Origin of the sequence: Lentimicrobium saccharophilum (assembly GCF_001192835.1) — a bacterium.
Lineage (GTDB): Bacteria > Bacteroidota > Bacteroidia > Bacteroidales > Lentimicrobiaceae > Lentimicrobium > Lentimicrobium saccharophilum.
Genome location: NZ_DF968183.1, coordinates 211,792 through 236,261, shown reverse-complemented (window position 1 = coordinate 236,261; position 24,470 = coordinate 211,792). Strand labels below are relative to the sequence as shown.

Genomic DNA, 24,470 nt, shown 5'->3' with positions numbered 1-24,470 from the left:
TTAAAGTTATCAGAAAAATGATTATATTGTAATCGGAATTTTGATTAAATTTTAATCAAAGGTACAACTAAAAATCAACGATTCAACAAAAAGAGTGTTTTTTTTATGACAAATCCCGGCGACAACAGAAGCATTGTGCATATGGACCTCGATACCTTTTTTGTATCGGTGGAGCGGTTGGGCAACAGCCGGCTGAACGGTCTTCCCGTAATTATCGGCGGCATGTCGGATCGTGGTGTGGTGGCCGGATGCAGTTATGAGGCTCGCACCTTCGGGGTGCACTCGGCCATGCCCATGCGGATGGCCCGGGCGCTTTGCCCCGATGCCGTGGTTATCCGCGGCGATATGGAGCAATATACCCGTTACTCAAACATGGTAACGGCCATCATCGCGGAAAAAGCTCCGGTTTACGAAAAGGCATCCATCGATGAACACTACCTGGATATTACAGGTATGGACCGCTTTTTCGGGTCGGTGAAATGGTCGCATGAGCTGAGACAACGGATTATCCGCGAAACAGGGCTGCCCATCTCACTGGGCCTTTCGGTAAACAAAACCGTTTCGAAAATCGCAACCGGTCAGGCCAAGCCCAACGGCGAGCTGGAGATTCCGCGCGAACGCGTGATGCCGTTTCTCAGCCCGCTATCCATCAGCAAAATCCCGGGGATTGGGGAAAAGACCTTTCACCTGCTGCGTTCGATGGGCATTGCCAACATTGATACCCTCAGCCGCATGCCTGTAGAAATGGTGGAGCGCCTGCTGGGGAAAAACGGCATCATCATCTGGAAAAAGGCCAACGGCATTGACCCCACCCCCGTTGAGCCCTATTCGGAGCGTAAATCCATCAGCAGTGAAACCACCTTTGAACAGGACACCATCAACATTGGCATGATCAACGACCTGTTACTGAAGAAAGTAGAAAAACTGGCCTGGGAACTGAGACGAAAGCAGAAACTCGCCTCCTGCGTTACCGTGAAGGTACGTTATGCCAACTTCGACACCCACACCCTGCAACAACGCATTCCCTACACCGCCTTCGACCACATCCTGCTGCCGGTTACCCGCAGTCTGTTCAACCGGCTCTACCAGCGGCGCATGCTGATCCGGCTGGTAGGCGTAAGGTTCAGCCATCTGGTCAGCGGTGTGCAGCAGATCAGCATGTTCGACGACTCTCCTGAAACCATCAGTCTTTACCAGGCGATGGACCGTATCCGCAACCGCTTCGGGCAGCGCGCCGTCACCCGCGCCGCCACCATGGGAACTGTTGTGGTTGAGGAAGATGAATAGTCAATGTAAAAACGTGAAAATACGAAAATGTAAAAATGAAGAATCAGCATAAGGGGCTGTAAGCGGGACAGGCATTCAATCCGGATTCTTTCTTCAAAAACTTTGAATTCTCTGCACGTGCACCTCACATTTAACTCATATTACAGCCTGCGTTACGGCACAATCAGTATCGGACAGATACCCGGCCTGGCCCTGGAAGCCGGGGCTGAAGCCGCCTTGCTGACCGACATCAACAATACATCGGGAACCATTGATTTTGTTAAGGCCTGCAAAAAATCCGGGCTACGCCCCATGGCCGGAGTTGAATTCAGGGAGGGGAACCGCCTGCTTTACACCGGTATCGCGGAGAACAACCGCGGATTCAAGGAGCTGAACGACCTGCTGACCCGGAGCAACCTGCAGGGCACTCCCCTTCCCTGGCCGGCGCCGCCCTTCCGTGATGTGCTGGTCGTTTATCCCTTTGGCAGCAGGCAGGTTGCAGAAATGGCCGAAAATGAATTCACCGGGGTAAGTATCCCGGATGCAAACAAACTGCCATTGTCGGATTACCGGAAGTATCCCGACAGATACCTTATCCACAATCCGGTGAGCTTCGCCGATGAGAAGGGTTACGAACTGCACCGCTACCTCAGGGCCATAGACAACAACCTTCTGCTCAGCCGCCTTACCCCCGAAATGGTAGCCGGCAGCAACCATATGATGATCAGCCATGATGAACTGAGACGCATTTTTTCAGATTATCCCGGCCTGATCAGAAACACCGAACGGCTTACCGGTCGATGCAGCATCGATTTCGACTATCACACCATTAAAAACAAAAAGACCTTTACGGGCAGCATGTACGATGATCGCCTGCTGCTGGAGAAACTGGCGGCAGAAGGGCTGGAATACCGGTATGGAAAAAATAACCGGGAAGCCGCTGCCCGTGTACGCCACGAACTCGACATCATCGACCGCCTGGGATTCGGCGCCTATTTCCTGATTACCTGGGACATTATCCGCTACTCCATGTCAAGGGGATTTTATCACGTGGGGCGCGGCAGCGGGGCCAACAGCATCGTGGCTTACTGCCTCCGCATTACCGATGTGGATCCCATAGAACTTAACCTCTACTTTGAACGATTCCTCAATCCCAGGCGCAGCAGCCCACCCGACTTCGACATCGACTATTCATGGAAAGAGCGCGACGATGTGCTTGATTACATCTTCAAGCGCTACGGACGCGAACATACGGCCCTGCTTGGCGCCACATCCACCTTCAAGGGTAAATCGACGCTGCGCGAGCTCGGCAAGGTCATGGGTTTACCCAAGGCCGAACTCGACCGCCTGGTGGACGATCCCAACAACCCGCTGAACCAGGACGGCATCACCCGGCACATTGCAGAACTCGGCACCCGCATGACCGACTTCCCGAATATCCGCAGCATACATGCCGGCGGGGTGCTGATTTCGGAAGAGCCCATCACCTGTTACACGGCCCTTGACCTGCCTCCCAAATCCATGCCGGTTACCCAATGGGATATGTATGTGGCTGAAGACCTGAGGTTTGAAAAACTGGATATCCTGAGTCAGCGCGGCATCGGGCATATCCGCGACTGTGTGGATATCATCAGGGCAAGCTCCGGCATCAGCATCGACATCCATCAGGTGGAAAAATTCAAGCAGGACGAAAGGGTTAAAACGCAACTCCGCAATGCCGAGACAAACGGCTGCTTTTACATAGAAAGTCCGGCTATGCGCGGCCTGCTGAAAAAACTCCGCTGCGACAATTATCTGAGCCTGGTAGCGGCCAGCTCCATTATCCGCCCGGGGGTGGCCCGCTCGGGAATGATGCGCGAATATATCCGCCGTTTTCACGATCCCGGCGGATTTGAATACATACATCCCGTGATGAAAGAGCAACTCAGCGAGACTTACGGCGTAATGGTATATCAGGAAGATGTGCTGAAGATATGTCATCATTTCGCGGGGCTCGACCTGGCCGATGCCGATGTACTGCGCCGCGCCATGAGCGGCAAGTACCGTTCAAGGGTGGAGTTTCAGAAAATCATTGACAAGTTTTTCAGCAATTGCAGGGAGAAAGGGTATCCCGATGCCATCACCAATGAAGTCTGGCGGCAGATTGAGTCCTTCGCCGGTTACTCATTCTCCAAAGCGCACTCCGCTTCTTTCGCCGTGGAAAGCTATCAGAGCCTCTTCCTGAAAACATATTTTCCGGTGGAATTTATGGTTGCAGTGATCAATAATTTCGGGGGATTCTACCATAGCTGGGTCTACTTCAACGAAGCCCGCCGCTGCGGAGCAACCATAGAACTGCCCTGTATCAACAACAGCGAATACCTGAATGCCTTGAACGGTAAATCCATTTACATGGGATTTGTCCACATTTCAGGCCTTGAAAGCAGCGTTGCTGAAAATCTGCTGGACGAACGCGGGCGCAACGGCCCCTACGCCGGGTTACACGATTTCATCGAAAGGGTACACCCGGCCATGGAGCAACTGATTATCCTGATCCGGACAGGCGCCCTCCGTTTTACGGGCCTGGGCAAACAACAACTGTTGTGGGAAGCCCATATGCTCACCGGCAAGAAGCAGCCGGAACCGGCCGCGGTCCTTTTCAGACAACCGGTCAGGCATTTCTCCCTGCCCGCCCTGGTGCACAATCAGCTCGAAGATGCCTACGACGAAATTGAACTACTCGACTTCCCGGTCAGCATGACTTACTTCGATATGCTGCAAACCAGCTTCAGGGGCGAAATCAACGCCGGAAAACTGGCTGAAAATACCGGCAAAAATGTCAGAATGGTGGGAGTGCTGGTAACCATTAAATATGTAAGGACCATCAAAAACGAAATCATGCACTTCGCCACTTTTTTTGATGCTGAGGGAGAGTTTTTCGACTCGGTGCATTTTCCCGATATCGCGCGCGCTTACCCTTTCAGGGGAAGAGGCGTATACCTGCTGTTAGGAAAGGTTGTGGAAGAATTCGGCTTTCCGTCGCTCGAAGTATCAAAAATGGCTAAACTTCCGATGAAAAGTGACCCCCGCTATACCTGAATCCCGGGCTTCTGATCCAGGCATCCCGCCATGCTTTATATATCACATACTATCAATCTCTTGCAGCAAAATATTTTTTTCCGGCCAAACGAAAAGGAACTGAAAAAGCCTTTACCTTTGCTTCGTCTAAAATCATTGGATGTTTAATTCTTCTTCGGATATTGTGAGGTAAATAACCCGGGCTCATGGCCTGCGGTTATCCTTTTGCGCAATGCCGGCATCATCCTGCTGGATAATATTATTTTATTTCTTTCAACCCAGTTGAAATCACCAAAGGATTTACCAAAAAATCCTGTAAGGTGTTTCAACAATTAATTTGAAAATCATGAGTAACGATAATAAATCCATTCACGAATTTGACATCAATCTGATCTGCGAATACTTTTCCGGAGTTGAACGTCAGGGCCCGGGAAGCGCGGAGATGACAGTGAAAGCCCTCAGCTTCACAGAAAACCTGAACAATGAATCACTCATTGCCGACCTTGGATGCGGCACCGGAAGCCAGACCATAACACTGGCCCAGAACGCGCCGGGGCAAATTACCGCGATTGACCTTTTCCCTGCGTTTATTGAACGGCTGAACCTGAATGTAAACAAGCTTAACCTGCAGGACAGGATACAGGGTGTGGTAGGATCAATGGACAACCTGCCTTTTCAGGAAGCTTCGCTGGACCTTATCTGGTCGGAAGGCGCCATCTATAATATCGGATTTGAGAAAGGCCTGAAATATTGGAAAAAGTTCCTTAAAACAGGAGGCTATGTAGCTGTAACTGAAGCATCATGGTTCACCGGAAACAGACCTGCCGAGATTGAAAAATTCTGGATGGATGCCTATCCTGAAATTGACACAATCCCCAATAAGGTCGCATGTATCCAGGAATCAGGCTATATACCGGTTGCTGCGTTTATTCTTCCCGAATATTGCTGGACGAAAAACTTTTATGTGCCGCAGGCAGCAGCGCAGAAAGATTTCCTCGAAAAGTACAAAGACAATGCAATGGCAGCGTCGCTGATCAGGAACGAAATGCATGAAGCCCGGCTTTATGATAAGTATAAAGCCTTTTACGGCTATGTATTCTATATCGGTAAAAAGATATAGATAAACCCTCCCGGAGAATTGCAACCTGAACCCGGAAGCATTCTCCTTTCTTTCTATGATTGACCGAAATCCGGAGAGGCGATACAGTTGCATCGCCTCTCCCCCGTTCAGGGCAATGAACGCATTTAACCCTGTATCCTATCGGATTAACTTAACTGACAGCCGCATAATACACACTTCCAAAACCGATACATGCCTTTTAAGGATTACCAAGCAGCGTTGTAAGCCTTCCGGCATGTTTCTGATTGTATGTCTGCACATGGGCAATGTATGGAGCAAAAAGCAGGATACTGAGCAGCAATCCCGTAGCCAGTGCCTTAAACTGCCTGTGAATGACAAGTACATATAATGCCCAGAACATACTCAGGGTCATTATTATATGTCCGGCATGAGCAAATAAATACGTCCCTGTCCAGGGCAAAACAAACATGGATAGAGTCCCAAGATAATACACGGGCAACGTGGTCAGGACAAGCCAACAAAACTGCCGGCGGATAAAGAACACCAGGAAAAACAATATGAATAAATAGCTAACAGGACTGCAAGAACTAAAAACAATCCAATCAGCAAAGCCCATTTTAAGTTCACCCAGAAAGAATCGGGTACTGAACAGGCTTATCAAAAACAATAATGCTACCAGAACAATGCCGGCAGCCTTTTCATTTTTCGAAAGACTCATTTGATAATAAATTTAAAATCAGACAGATAATTTATTTGACGATAGCAGGTAGATATCCCGTTTTCTATGGTATATGATCAGACAACTGAAGGATCAGTAACTAAATCAGAATCAACGCTATCCAAAAATGACAACGACAGAAGAAACAGGTATAAATACCCTCCCGGAGCAATTCTCCGGACAGACCAATCCGAAATTTGATACAGGATCAGTCCTTAGAACAGGATAAATTTTAAGATAGCTTTCAAAAAAAGACTTTTTTCAATCTGACTGCAAATATATAAAAAGAAATAAAATAAGGTAAGCTAATTATGATCATTGCATTCTATTCATTGAAACAAATAAAATTCATGCTGCTTCACCTGCTGTAAAATGCTTTGCACAGATCTTCATGAGATAAATCTGGAGATGGTTTCAATCAGATCATCCTTGCGTATAGGTTTGGCCAGATACTCGTCACAACCGGCTTCTTCGCTCCGCTCCCGCTCTCCTGCCATTGCAAAAGCCGTCTGGGCAATCACGGGCAGACCTGGTCTGTGTTTCTTGATTTCACGCGTGGCTTCATACCCGTTCAGCACCGGCAACTCAATATCCATCAGCACCAGGTTGATGGATGAATCGGCTTTGCACATCTCGACTGCCCGCCGGCCATTGGCGGCACGAATTACCCTGGCATTCATTTTTTCAAGCAACGAGCTGATGTAAAAATAATTGGTATCTACATCCTCAACAACAAGAATGCACTTATCACTCAAATCCGGCCGGTGAGGTCCGGAGGTTTTCATTGCCTGAGATTTCGTATTTGCCTGAATCTTTTTCAAGGGCAATGTAAACCAAAACGTTGAACCTTCGTCAGGAAAGGAATCCAGCCATATCTTTCCACCCAGCATTTCAACCAGATTCTTCGAAATAGTCAATCCAAGTCCTGTACCGCTGATGTTGCGGGAAACAGTTTCTTTTACCTGTCCGAAGCGTTCAAACACAAGTTTCTGATACTCTTCGGGGATCCCGATACCGGAATCGCGGACATAAAAAAGCAGTTTACCGCTTTCAATCCGGTAACCTGTTTCAATAAAACCTTCATCGGTAAACTTAATTGCATTACCGATAAGATTCGAGAGCACCTGCTTTATTCGGATGGCATCAGTATGCACCTTAAATGAAGTATCCGGAATTCCCTTCTGAATATAAAACATGACATGTGTTTTACCCTGCCGGTCAAGTTCCTGCCTGAAGGTAAGTTCAATTTCATCCATCAAGGCATTGACATCGCAATCAGAAAACACCAGTTGCATCTGTCCGGCTTCTATTTTAGAAATATCAATGATATCATTGACCAGATGAAGCAGACTGTCGCCACTTTTGATGATGGCATCCAGGAACCGGTCTTTTTCATCGCGCCCGAGTTCAGCATCCTGAAGCATTTCTGCAAATCCGACAATGGCATTCATGGGGGTGCGCAGGTCGTGCGACATATTAGAAAGAAAAAGGCTCTTGAGGCGATCCGACTCTTCAGCTTTAAGTTTTGCTTCACGAAGGGCTTCTTCGGCCTGCATCCTGAACGATGCAAGTGCAAAAAGGTTAATGAAACGCTGCACAACAGCTATTGATTCATGACTGTATGCTGTGTCACTGTTTGCAAGAATAATCATTGCGTCCGAGTGCTTGTCAATCACAGCCGGGACGCTGAGCAACCTTGATATGTCAATCGATTGACGGGCAATACATGGGAGCGCTCCCTTATAGTTCATATCGTTCCTGATCTCTGGCTCTGTAATATCCATAAACTGCCCGAAAATGCTTTCTTTAAGCCTTTCAGGCGTAACCAGTAAACCTTCCGAAGAATCATCCCCGCCAGCATGACAGTATATCCTGAACTTTCCACTTTTATCATGAGTTAAAAGATAAGACAATTTGCTTCCGGTAAATCTGGCCAGGTGAGATTGGATCATCCGGGCAAGCTGAGGGAGCCTGGTATGACCCCGCAACAAATCAAGACCAGCGGAAGCAATTACCTGATTAATAGCCAGTTCTCTTTGAAGTTTTTCTTCAGAGGTCTTCAGGTTGGTAATATCCATAATCAGCCCTTCGATGCGGACAGGGATACCGTTTCTGTCGTATATCGCCCGCCCGCTTTCCTGCACCCATTTCACCCGGCCATTACGGGTAACAACATGATAATCTATTCTATAAAAATTATGATGTTTCAAGGCGTTCTGTATCTCAGCCCACACCCTCTCCCTGTCATTGGGAAGGATAAGGCTGTTGAACTCTATCTGTCCTTTCCCGGTAAGTTCATCAGCTCTGTAGCCCAGCAGCCGTTTACAGCCGGGACTGACATATTCCATAGTCCAGCGCCGGTCGTTCAGGCAGCGAAATGCCATGCCAGGAATGTTTTTAAGCAGATTCTCAGTGATAACGCGATATTCATTCAGCGCAGATTCATTTTTTATTCTTTCAGTGATATCAATGGAATATTGAATAACCAACCAGGGATTTCCTTTATCATCCGGCATCGGATAGCCAAAGACTTCATGAATCACTTTTTCCCCGTTCAGTTTTTCGTAGGTATGCTCTACTCTTACCGGGGAGCCAGCTGACCTGACGGCAGCATGGATACAATCTGAAGCATCTCCGGCACAAAATGACGGTTTATGACGCATATTGCATCCTGAACTTTTCACTGAAAGCTCAAAGTCTCTGGCGGCAGAATTGCTGATAACTATCTTCCCTGAAGATATATCAATCAGATAAAAGGGATGTGTAAGCGCTTCAATTATGTTAAACAGAACTCCGCTGTCTATTTTCTTTTGGCCGACGGCCATACTTACTTCATGATCACTGACCTCTGTCTCATTTAAACTATTTCCTGAAGGAGCCCTGTTTTCAGGTTGATCGGTTTGCTGCAGCCTGATTTTAAAAGTATAATAACCTGAATACAAATCCTCCGATGTTGAAATAAGCACTTCTGCATAAGTATTGTTATCAGGTAGTTTAATGATCATAGAAATTTCACGCCCCCCGATATCATTCAGTTTTTCCTTGAGAGCCGGTAAGTCTGAAGCCGGAACCTTCAGTAAAGTATCGAAGACAGGCCGGCCAATAAGTTGAATTTCTGATTTCGATATTATTTCAGAGACTTTTTTACTATGAAAAAGTATATTAAAGTACTGGTCGGTAATTACAATTGCTTCAGGATAACCACTGATAAGCGCTGTGACAAATTCACGTGAAAATCCATGATCTGCTTCATCTGGCTTTACTGATAAAGAAGGCCTGCCTTCCCGTTCTGACGCCGAAGTTATTCCTTTACCAGTTTTTTTCATCAGCTTTAACAATCAAATATTTATATTATATCCGGTTGATCCTGACATAGGATCAGCGCAAATAACTCAAGTAATTACAACAACAACACCGGATTATTGTTTCAGTATATTTCATCATAAAGATAATGAAAATATAGTTAATTTAGTAAAATATCTTACTATTTATCAGCCACTTAATATGTGTAACCAAGATATAATGTATATATCGGGAACAAATTTGTAAATATATTCCGATTCCGGTCAATTCTTCTAAAGCTATTAATTTTGACAATGCTTAAATAATTTGATCCTTTACACCTAATTTAATAACTGTATATCAATAAATTAACAGCATATCCCAAGGTTTAACCCCCATGTCATGGTCACTTATAAATGGCAAGGATAATTTATAGCATAATCAGGGTCACCAGATTATGTTGGGCTTTTACCGTTGAAGCATATTTGATTTTTTGCTTGCATCCGAAAAAAATATCTTTACTTTTGCCGCACAATTCTTCAGGGCAGGGTGAAATTCCCGATCGGCGGTAGAGTCCGCGACTCAAACAGCAAATATGCTGAATGACTGAACCGGTTAAATTCCGGTACCGACAGTAAAGTCTGGATGGAAGAAGAATCTGAGATTGCTGCCGGAGGCATAGATATGCCTGCCGGTAGTATAAAGGTATTCTGCCCTGTAGTATTTGTTATTCGGGTATTGTTATCCGGATTGCGAAAAGAAAACAGGTCAAACAACAGAATACCATGAAACAACTCATCACCTCTCTTATCACGCTTCTCATCAGCTTTTCACAACTGACATCAACCGCCCAGATTGCATTAAAAGGCAGGGTCACCGACTATACCAGCGGGACAGGAATAGAACAGGTCTCAATTCAGACTGGTCGGCAAAACAAAGGCACAGTGACTGATCAAAACGGTTATTTCAGTCTTCTGATCGAAAAAGGCAATCAGATTTTAACATTTACTCACCTTTCTTACCGGCCTTTCAGCATTGGGGTTATGGTCGGGGATAGAAATGAGTTTTTGAATATCCAACTGACTCCCGATATGATCGGACTTGACGAGGTCAGCATAATTTCATCGCATGCCCGGGAACGCAACACGCCCGTTGCCATCAGCACCATAAAAACAGCTTTGATACAACGGGAAATCGGCGGGCAGGAATACCCTGAAATCATGAAAATGACACCGGGTGTATATGCCACCAAACTTGGTGGCGGAAATGGCGATGCACGTATCAGTATCAGGGGTTTTCAGCAGGAGAATCTCGGATTGCTGTTAAACGGCGTACCCGTCAGTAGCGTTGAAAACGGACTGGTTTACTGGTCGAACTGGGCAGGACTGGGCGATGCGACACAAAGCATCCAGGTTCAGCGCGGTCTTGGAGCCTCACGGGTTGCATTAAACTCGGTGGGTGGCACCATTAACATCATCACAAAAACCACAGAAGCATCAAAAGGCGGATCGGTAAGCCATGCCATTTCCGATTTTGGCAACAGAAAAACTATTCTGAGTTTTTCGACCGGAAAAACAGAAAAAGGTTATGCACTTACATTTCTCGGATCCCGCACAACCGGGCCCGGATATGTTGATGCTACCCATGTTGATGCCTGGGCCTGGTTTCTCTCCATCAGCAAGCAAATAAATCCGGAGCATCTGCTGGTTTTTACGGGAATGGGTGCTCCCGAAAGGCATGGACAACGGACTTACGGACTTACCAAACAACAGTACGATCAATTCGGTAATCGCTATAATCCAAACTGGGGAATCTTAAACGGAAAAATTGAAAGCCTGTCCGAAAACTTTTATCATAAACCTCAGCTCGCGCTGAATCATTATTGGAATATCAATGAGAAGAGCCTGCTGGCAAGTTCTGCATATCTTTCATTCGGCGATGGAGGCGGAAAGTTTTCTGAATCTTTTATGAGCGAAGGGGCATCTGGCTTCCGTAAAAACAATCAGATTGACTGGGAAGCCGTTTACCGTCAAAATACCACGCACAGCGATTCGGTTCAGCTGGCAGGAGGTGAATATGTTAAGGGGTTTTCAAAAATTATCCTTACCAATTACAGGGCCAGTCATGTATGGTACGGGCTCCTTTCAACCCTCAACCATGAGGTGAACGGGAATTTTAAAATCATTACCGGTATTCATTCGCGATATTTCAAATCAAACCTCAGGGAAGAGATCAGCAATCTGCTGGGAGGAAATTTCTGGGTTGATCAGTACGCATGGTCTTTGGCCGGGATCGGTGGCAGGAATCAGATCAAAGGTGTAGGCGACATCATCAATGTTGATAACGATGCCCGGGTGGATGTTGTAAGTTACTTCGGGCAGGCAGAATACCGGATCGGCAAAGTGAACGCGTTTGCAGCCGGTACTGTTTCAAATACCTGGTTCAGACGTGCTGACCGGATCAATTACATCGGCAACACTGAAAGCGAACTGGTTTCAAAAGCAGGATATGACCTGAAAGCCGGATTGGATTACAGCATTGACAATCACCACAATTTCTACCTGAACGCAGGCTATTATTCCAAGGCGCCATATTTCAAATTTGTTTTTGCCAACTTCAGCAATGCAGTAGTACAGGACCTTGGCAATGAAGTCATCGAAGCTTTTGAAGCCGGCTATAATTTCGGCAGGGGCAACGTCAACCTGAAATTCAATGCCTATTACACCCTATGGAAAGATAAATCATTGCTGAGCCGCGAAAATATTCAACTTGAAAACAACACCCAGACAAGGGCGCTGATCAGGGGTCTTGACGCCTTGCACAAAGGATTGGAATTTGAAGGAACAGCCAAACTATCGCGCAACCTTATGCTTGGTTCGTTTCTGTCGCTCGGAGACTGGCGCTGGAAAAACGACGTTCAGGCTGAATTATACAATGACAATCAGGTGCTTATCGATTACACAGAGGTTTATGCAAAAGATCTGAAAGTTGGCGACGCGCCGCAATTTCAGGCTGGTATTTATGGAGAGCTGATACTGCTTCCTGATCTAACGCTTAACTTTAACTGGCTCTATCACGGACGATTATATGCGGAATTTGATCCGGCTGGCCGTAACAACCCGGATGACCGGAGGCAGCCCTACCGTATACCCGATTACAGCATTACCGACCTGTTTGTAAACTATGGTTTTAAAATTGCAGGCCTGAAAACCATTGCTTCGGTAAGTTGTTATAATCTGCTGGATAAGGAGGCCATCATGCGAGGTGAAGATGGAATCACCCATGATATTGATTCATTCAGGGGATTCTGGTCTCAGGGCAGAACGTTTAACTTATCGATGAAAATTTCGTTTTAAAACTTTATCTTAGCCTGGTTAACCGCCTGAAGAAATAATGGAAAGACAAGTTCTGAGCACCGGCCTGAAAGCGCTGACCTTAAACCTCGACCAGTCGACTTATGGGGTATTTGCTGAAATCGGAGGCGGCCAGGAAGTTTCAAGGGCATTTTTTCAGGCCGGCGGCGCAAGCGGAACCATAGCGAAAACCATCTCCGCCTACGATAAGCAATACAGCGATGTATTATACAGCAATCAGCAGGTCAGCAAACGCTATGTTTCATGCCAGCGGCTGGAGGAAATGCTCAGGTGCGAGTATGATCAACTGGTCGGAGTGCTGCAGGGAAAAAGAGAAAAGCCTACACGATTTTTTGCCTTTGCGGATACTGTTTCAACGATCAATTACCGGAAAGACAATATCAGCCATGGCTGGATAGGTTGCCGTTTCCAACTGAAGCAGGAGGACGAACCCAATGAAGTGATCATTCATGTGGAGTTGCATGAAAGAGATAACCTGCTGCAGCAGAACACGCTGGGCATAGTTGGCGTAAACCTGATCTACGCCTGTTACTTTCACCATGACAGGCCGAATAGTTTTCTGCAATCGCTTATGGACAACCTTTCCCCTGACCGCCTTGACATTACCATGATAAGGATGAACGGCCCCCAGTTGGCATATGTCGACAACCGCCTGCTTGCCGTTCAATTGGTAAAGAATGGTATGACCAGCGCCATTATGTTCGACAGGTACGGGATGGTGCAGGAACCGGCAGATATGCTCTATAAAAAAAATGTCCTTGCTTTCAGAGGAAGTTTCCGGCCCATCACTTATGCAGGTATTGATATCCTGAAATCAAGTTACGCTATCTTTAAACGCGATGAAGATTACGACAAGAAGACAACCCTCTCCTTCTGCGAAATTACATTGCACAACCTGCTATCGCAGGAAGTTGATAATATAGATGAAAGAGATTTCCTCGACCGCGTCGACCTGCTCAATGGCATGGGACAAAATGTTATGGTCTCCGGATTCAGGGAATTCTATAAACTTGTCGCATATTTCTCCGGATTCAGGATCAATAAACTAAGAATAGTCATAGGTGTTGATACACTGGAAAAAGTTTTTGACAAAACCTATTATACCAATCTGAAAGGGGGAATGCTTGAGGCCTTTGGTAAACTTTTTCCAGATAACATGAAGATGTACGTTTATCCGGCCATTGACGAAGAAAGCGGGAAAATCAGACATTCCGGAGATATAAACCTCCCTGAGGATTCAGCCTACCTATACAGGCATCTGATTTCTGCCCGAAAAATCCTTGACATTGAAGATATCAACGAAAAACATCTTTCCATATTTTCCCCTATGGTACTTGAAAGAATCCAGAACAAAGATTCCTCCTGGGAGAAACTCGTCCCCGTTTATGTGGCAGAGTCCATTAAAAGTAAAAAGCTCTTTGGTTACACCGATTGAACCTACATGGCCTTGATTACTTTTTCCATAATTTCGGTGACTTCACACGAAAAATCAGACAGCTCTTTATTACCAACCTTTTCCATGCTGATTTTAGGGTTTATGGCCGCAACTTCAGTGTTGCCATCTTCCCTTTCATAAACAATTACATTGCATGGCAGCAACAGGCCAATCCTGTTCTCGGCTGATAAAGCGCGGTGGGCATAGGCCGGATTACATGCCCCAAGAATGCGGTATTTCCTGAATTCAACTCCGATCTTTTCTTTAAGGGTTTCCTGAACATTCACCTGCGTGATGATCCCGAAACCATATTCCTTCAGCTTAGCTGTGACCTTCTCAACCGCTTCCTCAACGGAACAATCCATTATTGTCGAAAAATAATAACTCATAGCTTTTAATCTTTATTTACAACCTCAGAATTAAACCATTCATGCAAAGATTTGTTCTGTAATGCTGCTAATTACATTGCTCACGTCATTCGACCCTCTTATCTTGACAACTTGCAGGGTTTGAAAATCAATTTAGAATACATTTGCAAAAAAACTGCTGATGAGCGCCCGCCGTTCCATATTGTTTGTTACAACCCTGGCTTCATTTCTGACGCCATTCATGGGCTCCGCCATTAACATCGCGTTGCCTGCAATGGGGAAAGACCTGGGGATGGACACTATCGGACTTGGCTGGGTTACCACATCCTACCTGCTTTCAGCAGCTGTCTTTCTTCTCCCCTTTGGCCGGCTTTCTGACAAATTTGGCAGAAAAAAAATATTTATGCTTGGAATTGTTTTTTTCGCAATTACCGCTTTTGCATCGGCCCTGGCCGGCTCTGAGTTATTGCTGATAATTTCGCGTTTTTTTAACGGCGCCGGGGGCGCAATGATTTATGCCACAGCCATTGCCATTCTCACTTCCTCCTTTCCCAGGGAGGAAAGAGGTAAAGTACTGGGCATCAATGTTGCTTCGGTATACTTAGGACTAAGCCTTGGTCCTACGCTTGGCGGACTGATGACCTCCCTGCTGGGATGGAGAAGCATTTTTGCACTGATCGGATTGCTGGCGACCATCGTAATTCCGATCGCAGCAACAAAACTTGAGAATGACCGTAAATTATCTGTATCGGGCACATTTGATCTTTCAGGAAGCATGATCTATGGACTCAGCCTGGCCCTTATCATCTATGGTTTCCCAAAAATGCCCGGATTGCAGGGTCTTATATTTCTTTTATGCGGCATCGCTGGATTATGGCTTTTTGCAGTAATCGAAAAGAAAGCACCCGATCCGCTGCTGCAGATAAGCTCATTCAGTGGTAATCAGGTTTTTATTTTCTCCAACCTCGCCGCTTTTATCAATTACAGTGCGACTTTCGCTCTTGTATTCCTGCTAAGCTTTTACCTGCAGCAAATCAAAGGGCTTTCACCAGAAAAAACAGGATTGATTCTTATGGCCCAACCGGTGATGATGACGCTGCTTTCACCTGTGGCAGGCAAACTCAGCGACCGCCTGGAACCATATGTGCTTGCCTCTTCAGGCATGGGGCTTACAGTAATCGGACTGGGCGCATTTTCATTTCTCAATCCCGGCAGCAGCATCACCTTTATCATTTTGCTTCAGGTAATACTTGGGCTGGGTTTTGCCCTTTTTTCTTCACCCAACACCAATGCTGTAATGAGTTCGGTAAATCCTTCACATTATGGTATTGCTTCTGCTACGCTGGGCACCATGCGCCTGACCGGTCAAACCATGAGCATGGGCATCAGCCTGATGATGTTCGCACTGATCATGGGGAATAAAGGCGCAGGCCTTGAAAACACTGCAGGACTTATGACCAGTATCAGATACGCTTTTGTTGTATTTGCATTGCTCTGTATTCCAGGCACTTTCTTTTCCATGAAAAGGGGTAAGATCAGGAAATAAAGCATATATGAACAGATTAATCATTAACATCCCTTGATAATGTCAGAGGACAATTTGAAAACAGCCCTGGTATTTGGCGCCACCGGACTTATCGGAGGCTTTGTTGCCGAGCTGCTTGAGCAGGATGACAGATATAAGGAGGTCATTCTCTTTACCAGGAAGCCGATATCAACCAAAGCCGGAAAAACCAGGCAGATTACTTTTAACCCGGCCGACATTCAGGCAATCACCCATCATGTAAAAGGTGATCATCTTTTCTGTTGCATAGGTACTACCATCAAAAAAGCCGGATCCAAAGAGATTTTTTTTGAAACAGATCACAACCTGGTTATTGAAATTGCAAAAGCGGCCGCTTCAAACTATGTTCAATCCTTTGGTCTGGTTTCGTCCATCGGAGCCAGTCCAAAATCCGGAAACTTCTATCTGAGGACCAAAGGCCAGGTTGAAGAGTCTCTCAAAAGATTAACTTTCCCTAATCTGAATATCCTCAGGCCCTCTATGTTGCTGGGCATCAGGCATGAATACCGCATGATGGAAGAATGGGGTAAAACAGTGGCAAAACTGATCAGTCCGCTGTTATCCGGCAGGTTAAAAAAGTATCGTCCGGTTCACGCTGCAACAGTTGCAGAGGCCATGATTATATCAGCATTTTCCGGAAACGGAATTCATATTCTTGAATCAGATCAGATTGAAAATATCAGAAAATGAACGCAATGCATAGAAAATCATGAAATTCATTACACCAAAAGAGCTCAAAGTCCTGATCGACAGTAAGACGGACTTTATGCTGATCGACACACGTGAGCCTGAAAAATATGAAACCTGTCATATATCAGGCGCTGTTTCGATGCCTCAGCTACAGTTGCCTTCCATGCTGAATAAAATTGACCCGAAAAAGAAAATCATCATTTACTGTATCTATGGAATGAAAAGCGAACAGGTGTATATTTATCTGAAGGACAAGCTAAAAATAAAAGACCTCAGCATCCTGGAGGGCGGGATATATCAATATGCCATGGAAATCGATCCGGATATGCCAGTATGAAAGCATTTATTAAAAACCTGCTTTCGGAAAGTTATATTAAACCTGTAAAAGCATTTCTGTTGCAGGGGCTGAGTCCGCTGATGATGGCCCGGACAATTGCTGCCGGTTGCTGTATAGGCATCATTCCTGTGCCTGGCAGCTCTACCCTGCTGTGTACCGCTGTTGCGATTCTCTTCAAAATGAATCTCGCCCTGATCCAGGTTATCAATTATGCGGTTTTTCCTTTGCAGATATTACTTGCAATTCCATTTTACAAAGCAGCTGCCCGGATGATAAATTCCGAAATGCTTCAGGATTTTCCTGAAACCCTGATTGCCGCATTCAATGCTGACTGGTGGGGAGCCATCAACAACAGCTTTCAGGTTATTTTTACAGCTTTCCTGATCTGGCTTTTGCTATCAGTGCCTTTTTTCTGGCTGGTCAATAAAATAGCTTCTGTCTTGTTACTCAAACTAAAAGCAGATACTGACAATGCCAGGGATCTTTGACCATTCAAAGCATTGCGGCAAATGCGCCATTCGAATAAATTCAAATAATTAACATTCTCCGGGGATTTATCTGGCGCCCTTCTTTCCCCTGTTTTTGCCGTTACCTTGCCTGCGTCCGGGCCGGGACTGACCGGGTTTCGGATTGTATTCAGGACCTGGCCCCAGCTCAGGCGGCGGCATTTGTTTCCTGATCACCGTATCAATCAGTTTTTCTATACGGGAAAACTGGTACTGTTCATCTTCACTGATAAAGGTGATGGCGATCCCCGTCTGTTCAGCCCTGGCCGTTCGGCCAACCCTGTGAACATAATCTTCTGCATCGTGAGGCACATCATAATTGATGACCACACTGATATTTTCAACATCTATACCGCGTGAAAGCACATCCGTGGCTACCAGCATCTGAAGTTGCCTGTTTCTGAATTTCAGAAGAACTTTTTCACGTTCAGATTGCTCCAGATCCGAATGAATATCTGATACTTCAAAACCTTCTGCTTTCAGTTCCTTTGCAATAGACTTTACTTTTGATTTGGTTGAAGAAAACACCAGAATACTCGGAAGATCCCGGCCCCGTATTAATGAGGCAAGCAGCGGTGTTTTCTGCTTCTCGTAAACCAGATAGGCCACCTGAAGGATTCCCTGCGCCGGTTTAGAAATGGCAATGTTCACTTCTTCTGGATGCTTCAGAATCAGTTTGCTCAATTCCCGGATTCTTGGTGGCATGGTTGCAGAGAAGAGCAGTGTACTCCGGTTTTCGGGAAGGTAACTGATGATTCGCATGATATCATCAAAAAATCCCATATCAAGCATACGGTCGGCTTCATCGAGGATCAGGTGCTGAAGATTACTGACCGGAACAATATCCATATTCAGAAAAGAGATCAACTTTCCTGGTGTAGCAACCACTATATCAACCCCCTGGGTTAGTGCACGCTTTTGCTGCTCCCATTCTATTCCATCCGTTCCACCATAAATAGCCAGGGAGCTGATATTCATAAAATAACTGAATCCCTCGAGTTGCTGCGCAATCTGCAGCGCCAGCTCCCGCGTTGGAGCAATAATCATTGTATTGATTCCTTTTACAGGATTAGTAATAACCCTGTGAAGCACCGGCAAGAGATATGCTGCTGTTTTGCCGGTCCCCGTTTGAGCACAACCGATTACATCCCTGCCCTGCATAATAAGAGGAATTATTTTTTCCTGGATTGGAGTTGGCGTCTCAAACCCAATGGAATCAAGGCCATCTTGAATAGATTGATCAAAACCAAAATGCCGGAATGATAATTCGGAAATTTCAGGAAGTTCTTCCATATCTGTTTTTAAAGAGAGATTTAAATTATAAATTAACATTGTCAAAGGTAAGCAAAAGCAATGCGTGAATATTGGTTATTTTATTCATTCGGAGAAGGAGCGGAACAGCTATTCACATCGCAATATAAAATTAGTTATGCCCAATTATTAAATAATTTATGAAATATTTTTATGGAAAAACTAATGCTAAAGCATCTTCATTATGAAAAACATTATTTTATAACTTAAAATTATTTTAGAATGAAAGCATTAGTTTTTGTATTTCTAATTATTTTCTATTCAGGCATGAATGGAATAGCCCAAAACAGAATTCAGGGGTGGAATACTGAAAAAATAACATCAATCCAGGTTGAACTCACTTCACCTGATAGTGAAACTGAAATTTATATCTTTAATACCAAACAAGATATTGATACAATAATCTCATTTTTAAAAAATATAGATTTTAGAGAGTTAAATGGTAACAGTATAGATGCTGAGGTGCAGAAAAATAACTGGAAATGTAAAATTGTTTTTCAAGGTCAAAGAGATCAGGTCTATCTTTATAAGAAATCTGGTTGTGTTGGTAAAACATCTTTTTTGATAGATGATAATGTTATTGAAAATTTTCGAATCATGGTTGAAGAGCTATTATCTAAAGCACAGTAAAAAAAAGATAAAAGGACATAACAGCACCTATGCCCAATAGCCTAAGGAAAAGCAAATTGAAACAGCAGAACCCCGCAGGAAATTTGTAACGGGCGACAATAAAGAAGTCCGCAAGACGTCTGCCAGGCACAGCTGCAGACCGATGTAATTATCTAAATACCCGGCAATTAATTCCGGATGAATGTCAAAATTATTAAAATCCGGCTTGCTTAAAAACAGCAAAGGAGGCTTTGGGCCTCCTTTGCTGTTAAAATTCATTAAGATTATTCAACAACAACCTCTTCAACAACGGTAGTGTCAGCAGCAAGAGCAGCGTTGATTGAATCCTGAATGCGAGCTGCTTCAGCTTCTACGAGAGCGATTGAATCAGCGATACGGATTGAATCGAGGCGAGCCTGCTCAGCCAACTGTTCTGCACTGGGACCGCAAGCAACTAAAGTTGCAAGACCGGCAACTACTAAAATCTGTGATAAAGTTTTCATGTTCTGTTTTGGGTTTTAAAACGTGACAAAGATAGATAAATACCGTATTAAAAAGCAAGTTTTTTACAAAAAAATTTAATTTATTTTTAATGAATATTAACCGTTGTATATCAGCACTTTATATTGTTAGGGCATTAACAATCGTTAAAATAATATTAAAATGGGCTTAAAACCGGCCAAAATTCTATGCCATTTTTCGCAAAAACTGAAATATTCCTTCAAGGCGAGGTCAATTTGAAGGAACTCATGCCAATTTTTCGCTGACAATTCACAAAGCCCTATCTTTGTGTGCGACAATCTAAATTTTCCCTGATGACTAATCTTCCTCCACTGGCCGAGCAGCTTCGTCCTGTTGATTTTGATGATTTTGTTGGTCAGCAGCATTTGATAGGCAGTGAGGGCATTCTCAGAAAAGCGGTAGAATCGGGGACTCTTCCATCCATAATTTTCTGGGGACCTCCCGGTGTGGGCAAAACTACACTGGCCCATATCATTTCGAGAAAACTGAAGAAGCCCTTTTTCACACTGAGTGCCATCAACTCAGGCGTTAAAGACATCAGGGAAGTAATTGAGAATGCCAGAAGTTCAGGTCAAAATGCGCTATTGTTTATTGATGAGATTCACCGCTTCAGCAAATCGCAGCAGGACTCACTATTGGGTGCTGTTGAAAAAGGTATCGTTACACTGATTGGCGCCACCACTGAAAATCCTTCATTTGAAGTAATCTCTCCGCTTCTTTCGAGATGCCAGATTTATATTCTTAAACCGTTGGATGAAAGCGACCTTCGAATTATTACAACTAAAGCGTTGGCTAAAATTAGAGTCCTGACAGGTCTTGATATCAGAATCAGGGAAGATGAAGCCCTGCTCAGGATATCGGGAGGAGATGCACGTAAATTGCTGAATGCCCTCGAAATAATTGCAGGGGTTCAAAACCCGCAGGATGACATCATTGAAATAGACAACAAAACCACCCTGCAGATCATACAGCAAAATCTTGCTATGTATGACAAAAAAGGTGAAATGCACTACGATATCATTTCTGCATTTATCAAATCGATGCGCGGAAGCGACCCGAATGCAGCGGTCTACTGGCTGGCAAGAATGATAGAATCGGGAGAAGACCCGAAATTCATTGCACGGCGGATGTTGATTCTGGCCTCAGAAGATATCGGAAATGCAAATCCGAATGCCCTCCTGCTTGCCAATGCCTGTTTTGATGCTGTGCATAAAACCGGATATCCCGAGTGCAGGATCATCCTCTCGCAATGTGCTGTTTATCTGGCGTGTTCCCCCAAAAGCAATGCCACCTATATGGCAATTGAGGAGGCACTGTCTGTTGTCAGAAGTAAAGGAGATTTGCCGGTTCCCCTGCCAATAAGAAATGCCCCCACCGGTTTAATGAAAAACCTGGGCTATGGAAACGATTATCGCTACGCCCACAGCTATGAAGGTAACTTCGCAGAAATGGAATTCCTTCCTTCAAAGATATCCGGAACCAGATTCTATGACCCGGGCAAAAATCCCAGAGAGGAAGAAATCAGAAAATACCTGAAGAATCTCTGGAAAAACAAATACCAGTATTAAACAAAATTAAACCATGACTATAAAAACAACTCCCGACATACCTGGCATCAGGCAATATAATAACGGCAACTTTTTTCTGATTGCCGGTCCTTGCGTGGTTGAAAACCATGATATGCCACTTGAAATCGCTTTGGTAATCAAGGAAATTACTGATAGACTTGAAATACCGTTTATTTTTAAAGCTTCCTACAGAAAAGCCAACCGGTCGAGGCAGGATTCCTTCAGCGGGATCGGCGATATTGCAGCCCTTGAAAGCATTGCCAGGGTGAAAAGTCAGTTGGATTTGCCGGTAATCACAGATATTCATTCAGCGCAGGAAGCAGAAGTTGCATCCCGTTATGTTGATATCCTGCAAATCCCGGCATTTTTATGCCGGCAGACTGACCTGCTGGAAGCGGCTGCAAAAACCGGCAAGTGGGTAAACATTAAAAAGGGACAGTTCCTGGCACCGGAATCAATGAAATTTGCTGTAGAAAAGGTCACCGGAACCGGGAACAATAATGTAATGATTACTGATCGGGGAAGCATGTTCGGATACCAGGACCTGGTAATTGACATGCGTGGAATTCCGGCAATGCAGGAATTCGGACACCCTGTTATACTGGATATCACCCATTCACTTCAACAGCCGAACCAGCCGGGTGGTATTAGCGGAGGCAAGCCGGCAATGATATCCACAATTGCCAGAGCAGGCATAGCGGCAGGCGTGGATGGCATTTTTCTTGAAACACATCCGGACCCGTCCAATGCCAAATCCGATGGTGCAAACATGCTGAATATCAACTTACTGGAAAAACTATTAAGCGATCTGGTTATGATACGCCAGGCATATCTTCGCACCCAATAAAAGTAAATTAAACTCCGTCAAAGCCTGTGAATATCAATGATGACAGATACCCGAACATTCTGGTAAAAATAAATAGCAATCCCAGGGTAACAATCATATAAATCATTGAAAATGAAAGCCTCCTGGTTTTAGGAGTTGAAAGCATTTCCTGACAACCGGTCCAGAAGAGGTATATCGCATAAACTCCGGGCAAAAGGGCAATTAACAAAACCTGGTGCAGGTTTGCAATTATAAAAACAATCAGAACAGGAGTGTAAGAAAAAGCAAACAGTTTGACTGCTTTAATCAGACTCTTTTCAGATTTGAACCTGAAAACAATCCCCCTGATGAAAAGTGAACCAACTATGATTACCAGAAACTGGACTGCAACATAGATTAAGGCCTGTACCAACGGAAATGAGAATCTGTAGGCATCAATATCTAGTACATTTCTTACATAGAAAAAACTCCCTATAAACTGGGCAAAGCCGCCTGCAAGGATTAAACGCCAGACATAAGTTGTAAATACATCACTGAGCGCCCTCTTTTCAAGGCTTATCACCTTCCATTCGTAAACAGGAAAAAGCAGCAGGTTCTTTAACCTCTCAAAAAATGCACTCCGGTTCATCTGCCAGATCAATGGTATTACTCAGAGGAGATAAGTTCGATGCCCCCTGACAACGGGTTCAGTTTAACATTGGAAAATATCCCTGCAGGAAGGAATGTGACCACACCCAACTGACTGATCATTGCTTCTTTCTGCTCTAAAACCCGGTTACCGGACTTCAGGCTGATCCGGGCTTTCTCCGGTATCCTGTAATACAGCCCCCGTTTCCCTTTAGAAGGCACTTCCCTTTGAGTGATAAATTCTCTTATTGAAGATATCTGATTCATCGATTCAATCAACAGGCTAACTGACTCAGCACCGGGAGTATTACGCGCAGTAATTCCTTCTGATCCTGAAAAACCGCAAATGGTTTCAAGCATTCCTTCCGGGTTATTACCAGGGGTGACATAAAAAACATGCTTTGTGACAGAAGTGTGGCTCACTCCCCTGAACAGCGCCAGATATTCCTGCTTTGTCTTTTCAAGTTGCGAAATCATGAATTCCAAAGCATCCTTTGAATAATTCACCTCCTGATATCCTGTAATCAGGTTGAATTTGTTATCGTCGATTTTTCTGATCAGTTCAGCAGTTTCCTTTGCCAGCTGTTCGGTCGATCTTTCGGAGATACTCCGTTTTATAAAGATATCCTCAAAAGTACTTGTATCCACACTGATCCGGCGGATAATGGTATCAACCTTCTCAAGTATTTTAGGCTGAAGCAGGTCGATAAACGGAGAAACGGCACCTGATGCCAGTGGTTTACCGTCCGCAGTCTGTTTTCTCCGGCCAGGCACTTTTGATGCATCAGCATATCCGCTGATAAAACCCTGCTCATTCATCGCAAAAAGAAGAGATCTTCCCGACTTTGCCTTCTCATCCAACTCTATAAAATAATATTGCCCGGGGTCTGTTTCAGCAAGCACCTCCAGACTTACTTCAGCGATGGAATATTCAACAGAATTCTTTGAAATAAAAGAAGAAAGGCCTAAATACTTAACAGCGAAATCAGCATAAGGTCCCTTAAACGTTTCTGTTTTCGAAACTGCAAGTTGCACTTTGATAACATTTCTTGGGAGGGCATAGATAATTCCATTTTGCTCAACAGGAGGCATTCCTTTGCCAAAAGGAACCACGTGAACCTGTCCTGATGTCGCCCCTGGCAGGAGAGCCAGAAAGATAACGGGAATAATCAATGAAGATAAACCTCTATTTTTCATGCTTTCAGAATATTTTGCTCAAAATTAGTCTATTTTCACAAATCAGAATGTATTTATTACCCCTGATTGCGAACTTCCGGCTTGTATTTCAAGGATCAGATATTTCCTTTACCGGATATTTCCTTTACCGGA

19 protein-coding genes and 1 riboswitch are annotated in these 24,470 nt (G+C 44.8%); of the genes, 12 read left to right on the top strand and 7 right to left on the bottom strand.

All coding sequences use genetic code 11. The features are described 5' to 3' along the window. Positions 1-105 precede the first annotated feature (105 nt). From dinB to TBC1_RS12835, 3 genes are all read left to right on the top strand, one after another. Positions 106-1,287 (top strand): DNA polymerase IV, encoded by a 1,182-nt coding sequence (gene dinB, locus TBC1_RS12845; protein WP_062043595.1) that lies wholly within the window; start codon positions 106-108, stop codon positions 1,285-1,287. Positions 1,288-1,404: 117 nt separating this feature from the next. Then, the gene (locus tag TBC1_RS12840; protein ID WP_062043592.1) at positions 1,405-4,344 is read left to right on the top strand and encodes a DNA polymerase III subunit alpha; all 2,940 of its coding nucleotides are present in this window, start codon (positions 1,405-1,407) and stop codon (positions 4,342-4,344) included. Positions 4,345-4,669: 325 nt separating this feature from the next. Beyond that, positions 4,670-5,443, top strand: coding sequence for a class I SAM-dependent methyltransferase (locus tag TBC1_RS12835; RefSeq protein WP_062043589.1), 774 nt, complete (start codon positions 4,670-4,672; stop codon positions 5,441-5,443). Positions 5,444-5,642: 199 nt separating this feature from the next. Here the strand turns inward: TBC1_RS12835 and TBC1_RS12830 are convergent, their stop codons facing one another. Continuing rightward, entirely contained in the window at positions 5,643-6,122 is a 480-nt protein-coding gene (locus TBC1_RS12830; protein WP_062043586.1) for a hypothetical protein, read from the bottom strand. A gap of 389 nt (positions 6,123-6,511) precedes the next feature. Continuing rightward, the gene (locus TBC1_RS12825) at positions 6,512-9,448 is read right to left on the bottom strand and encodes a PAS domain-containing hybrid sensor histidine kinase/response regulator (RefSeq protein WP_062043583.1); all 2,937 of its coding nucleotides are present in this window, start codon (positions 9,446-9,448) and stop codon (positions 6,512-6,514) included. Positions 9,449-9,935: 487 nt separating this feature from the next. Further along, positions 9,936-10,065: riboswitch (FMN riboswitch) on the top strand. A gap of 124 nt (positions 10,066-10,189) precedes the next feature. On the opposite strand from TBC1_RS12825, the gene TBC1_RS12820 reads away from it, so the two are divergent. Beyond that, positions 10,190-12,760, top strand: coding sequence for a TonB-dependent receptor (locus TBC1_RS12820; protein ID WP_062043580.1), 2,571 nt, complete (start codon positions 10,190-10,192; stop codon positions 12,758-12,760). A gap of 37 nt (positions 12,761-12,797) precedes the next feature. Next, positions 12,798-14,213, top strand: a complete 1,416-nt coding sequence (locus TBC1_RS12815) for a hypothetical protein (protein ID WP_062043577.1) — start codon at positions 12,798-12,800, stop codon at positions 14,211-14,213. A 2-nt stretch (positions 14,214-14,215) separates the two neighbouring features. Here TBC1_RS12815 and TBC1_RS12810 read toward each other — a convergent pair whose 3' ends face one another. After that, positions 14,216-14,602, bottom strand: coding sequence for a DUF302 domain-containing protein (locus tag TBC1_RS12810; RefSeq protein ID WP_062043573.1), 387 nt, complete (start codon positions 14,600-14,602; stop codon positions 14,216-14,218). A 160-nt stretch (positions 14,603-14,762) separates the two neighbouring features. On the opposite strand from TBC1_RS12810, the gene TBC1_RS12805 reads away from it, so the two are divergent. From TBC1_RS12805 to TBC1_RS12790, 4 genes are read left to right on the top strand one after another with little or no spacing between them, the layout of a single operon-like run. After that, positions 14,763-16,127, top strand: a complete 1,365-nt coding sequence (locus tag TBC1_RS12805; protein WP_062043569.1) for an MFS transporter — start codon at positions 14,763-14,765, stop codon at positions 16,125-16,127. A gap of 39 nt (positions 16,128-16,166) precedes the next feature. Further along, positions 16,167-16,835, top strand: a complete 669-nt coding sequence (locus TBC1_RS12800) for an NAD(P)H-binding protein (RefSeq protein ID WP_082189627.1) — start codon at positions 16,167-16,169, stop codon at positions 16,833-16,835. 19 nt (positions 16,836-16,854) lie between these two features. Then, entirely contained in the window at positions 16,855-17,172 is a 318-nt protein-coding gene (locus TBC1_RS12795; RefSeq protein WP_062043566.1) for a rhodanese-like domain-containing protein, read from the top strand. Next, on the top strand, positions 17,169-17,660 hold the full coding sequence (locus TBC1_RS12790) for a DUF2062 domain-containing protein (RefSeq protein WP_062043563.1): 492 nt from the start codon (positions 17,169-17,171) through the stop codon (positions 17,658-17,660). The genes TBC1_RS12795 and TBC1_RS12790 overlap by 4 nt, the downstream gene beginning before the upstream one ends. A 66-nt stretch (positions 17,661-17,726) precedes the next feature. On the opposite strand, the gene TBC1_RS12785 is transcribed toward TBC1_RS12790, so the two are convergent. Next, complete coding sequence (locus tag TBC1_RS12785; protein WP_062043560.1) at positions 17,727-18,971, bottom strand: DEAD/DEAH box helicase; 1,245 nt, start codon at positions 18,969-18,971, stop codon at positions 17,727-17,729. Between the two features lie 240 nt (positions 18,972-19,211). On the opposite strand from TBC1_RS12785, the gene TBC1_RS12780 reads away from it, so the two are divergent. Next, on the top strand, positions 19,212-19,619 hold the full coding sequence (locus tag TBC1_RS12780) for a hypothetical protein (RefSeq protein WP_062043557.1): 408 nt from the start codon (positions 19,212-19,214) through the stop codon (positions 19,617-19,619). A gap of 263 nt (positions 19,620-19,882) precedes the next feature. Here the strand turns inward: TBC1_RS12780 and TBC1_RS12770 are convergent, their stop codons facing one another. Then, positions 19,883-20,101, bottom strand: coding sequence for a hypothetical protein (locus tag TBC1_RS12770; protein WP_062043550.1), 219 nt, complete (start codon positions 20,099-20,101; stop codon positions 19,883-19,885). A 312-nt stretch (positions 20,102-20,413) separates the two neighbouring features. Between TBC1_RS12770 and TBC1_RS12765 the strand changes: the two genes are divergently transcribed. Then, positions 20,414-21,688, top strand: coding sequence for a replication-associated recombination protein A (locus TBC1_RS12765; protein ID WP_062043547.1), 1,275 nt, complete (start codon positions 20,414-20,416; stop codon positions 21,686-21,688). A 13-nt stretch (positions 21,689-21,701) separates the two neighbouring features. Further along, positions 21,702-22,535, top strand: a complete 834-nt coding sequence (kdsA, locus tag TBC1_RS12760; RefSeq protein ID WP_062043545.1) for a 3-deoxy-8-phosphooctulonate synthase — start codon at positions 21,702-21,704, stop codon at positions 22,533-22,535. Between the two features lie 7 nt (positions 22,536-22,542). Here kdsA and TBC1_RS12755 read toward each other — a convergent pair whose 3' ends face one another. Then, positions 22,543-23,142 (bottom strand): YIP1 family protein, encoded by a 600-nt coding sequence (locus TBC1_RS12755; protein ID WP_062043542.1) that lies wholly within the window; start codon positions 23,140-23,142, stop codon positions 22,543-22,545. Positions 23,143-23,159: 17 nt separating this feature from the next. Continuing rightward, positions 23,160-24,338 (bottom strand): DUF4831 family protein, encoded by a 1,179-nt coding sequence (locus tag TBC1_RS12750; RefSeq protein ID WP_082189626.1) that lies wholly within the window; start codon positions 24,336-24,338, stop codon positions 23,160-23,162. Between the last annotated feature and the right edge of the window lie 132 nt (positions 24,339-24,470).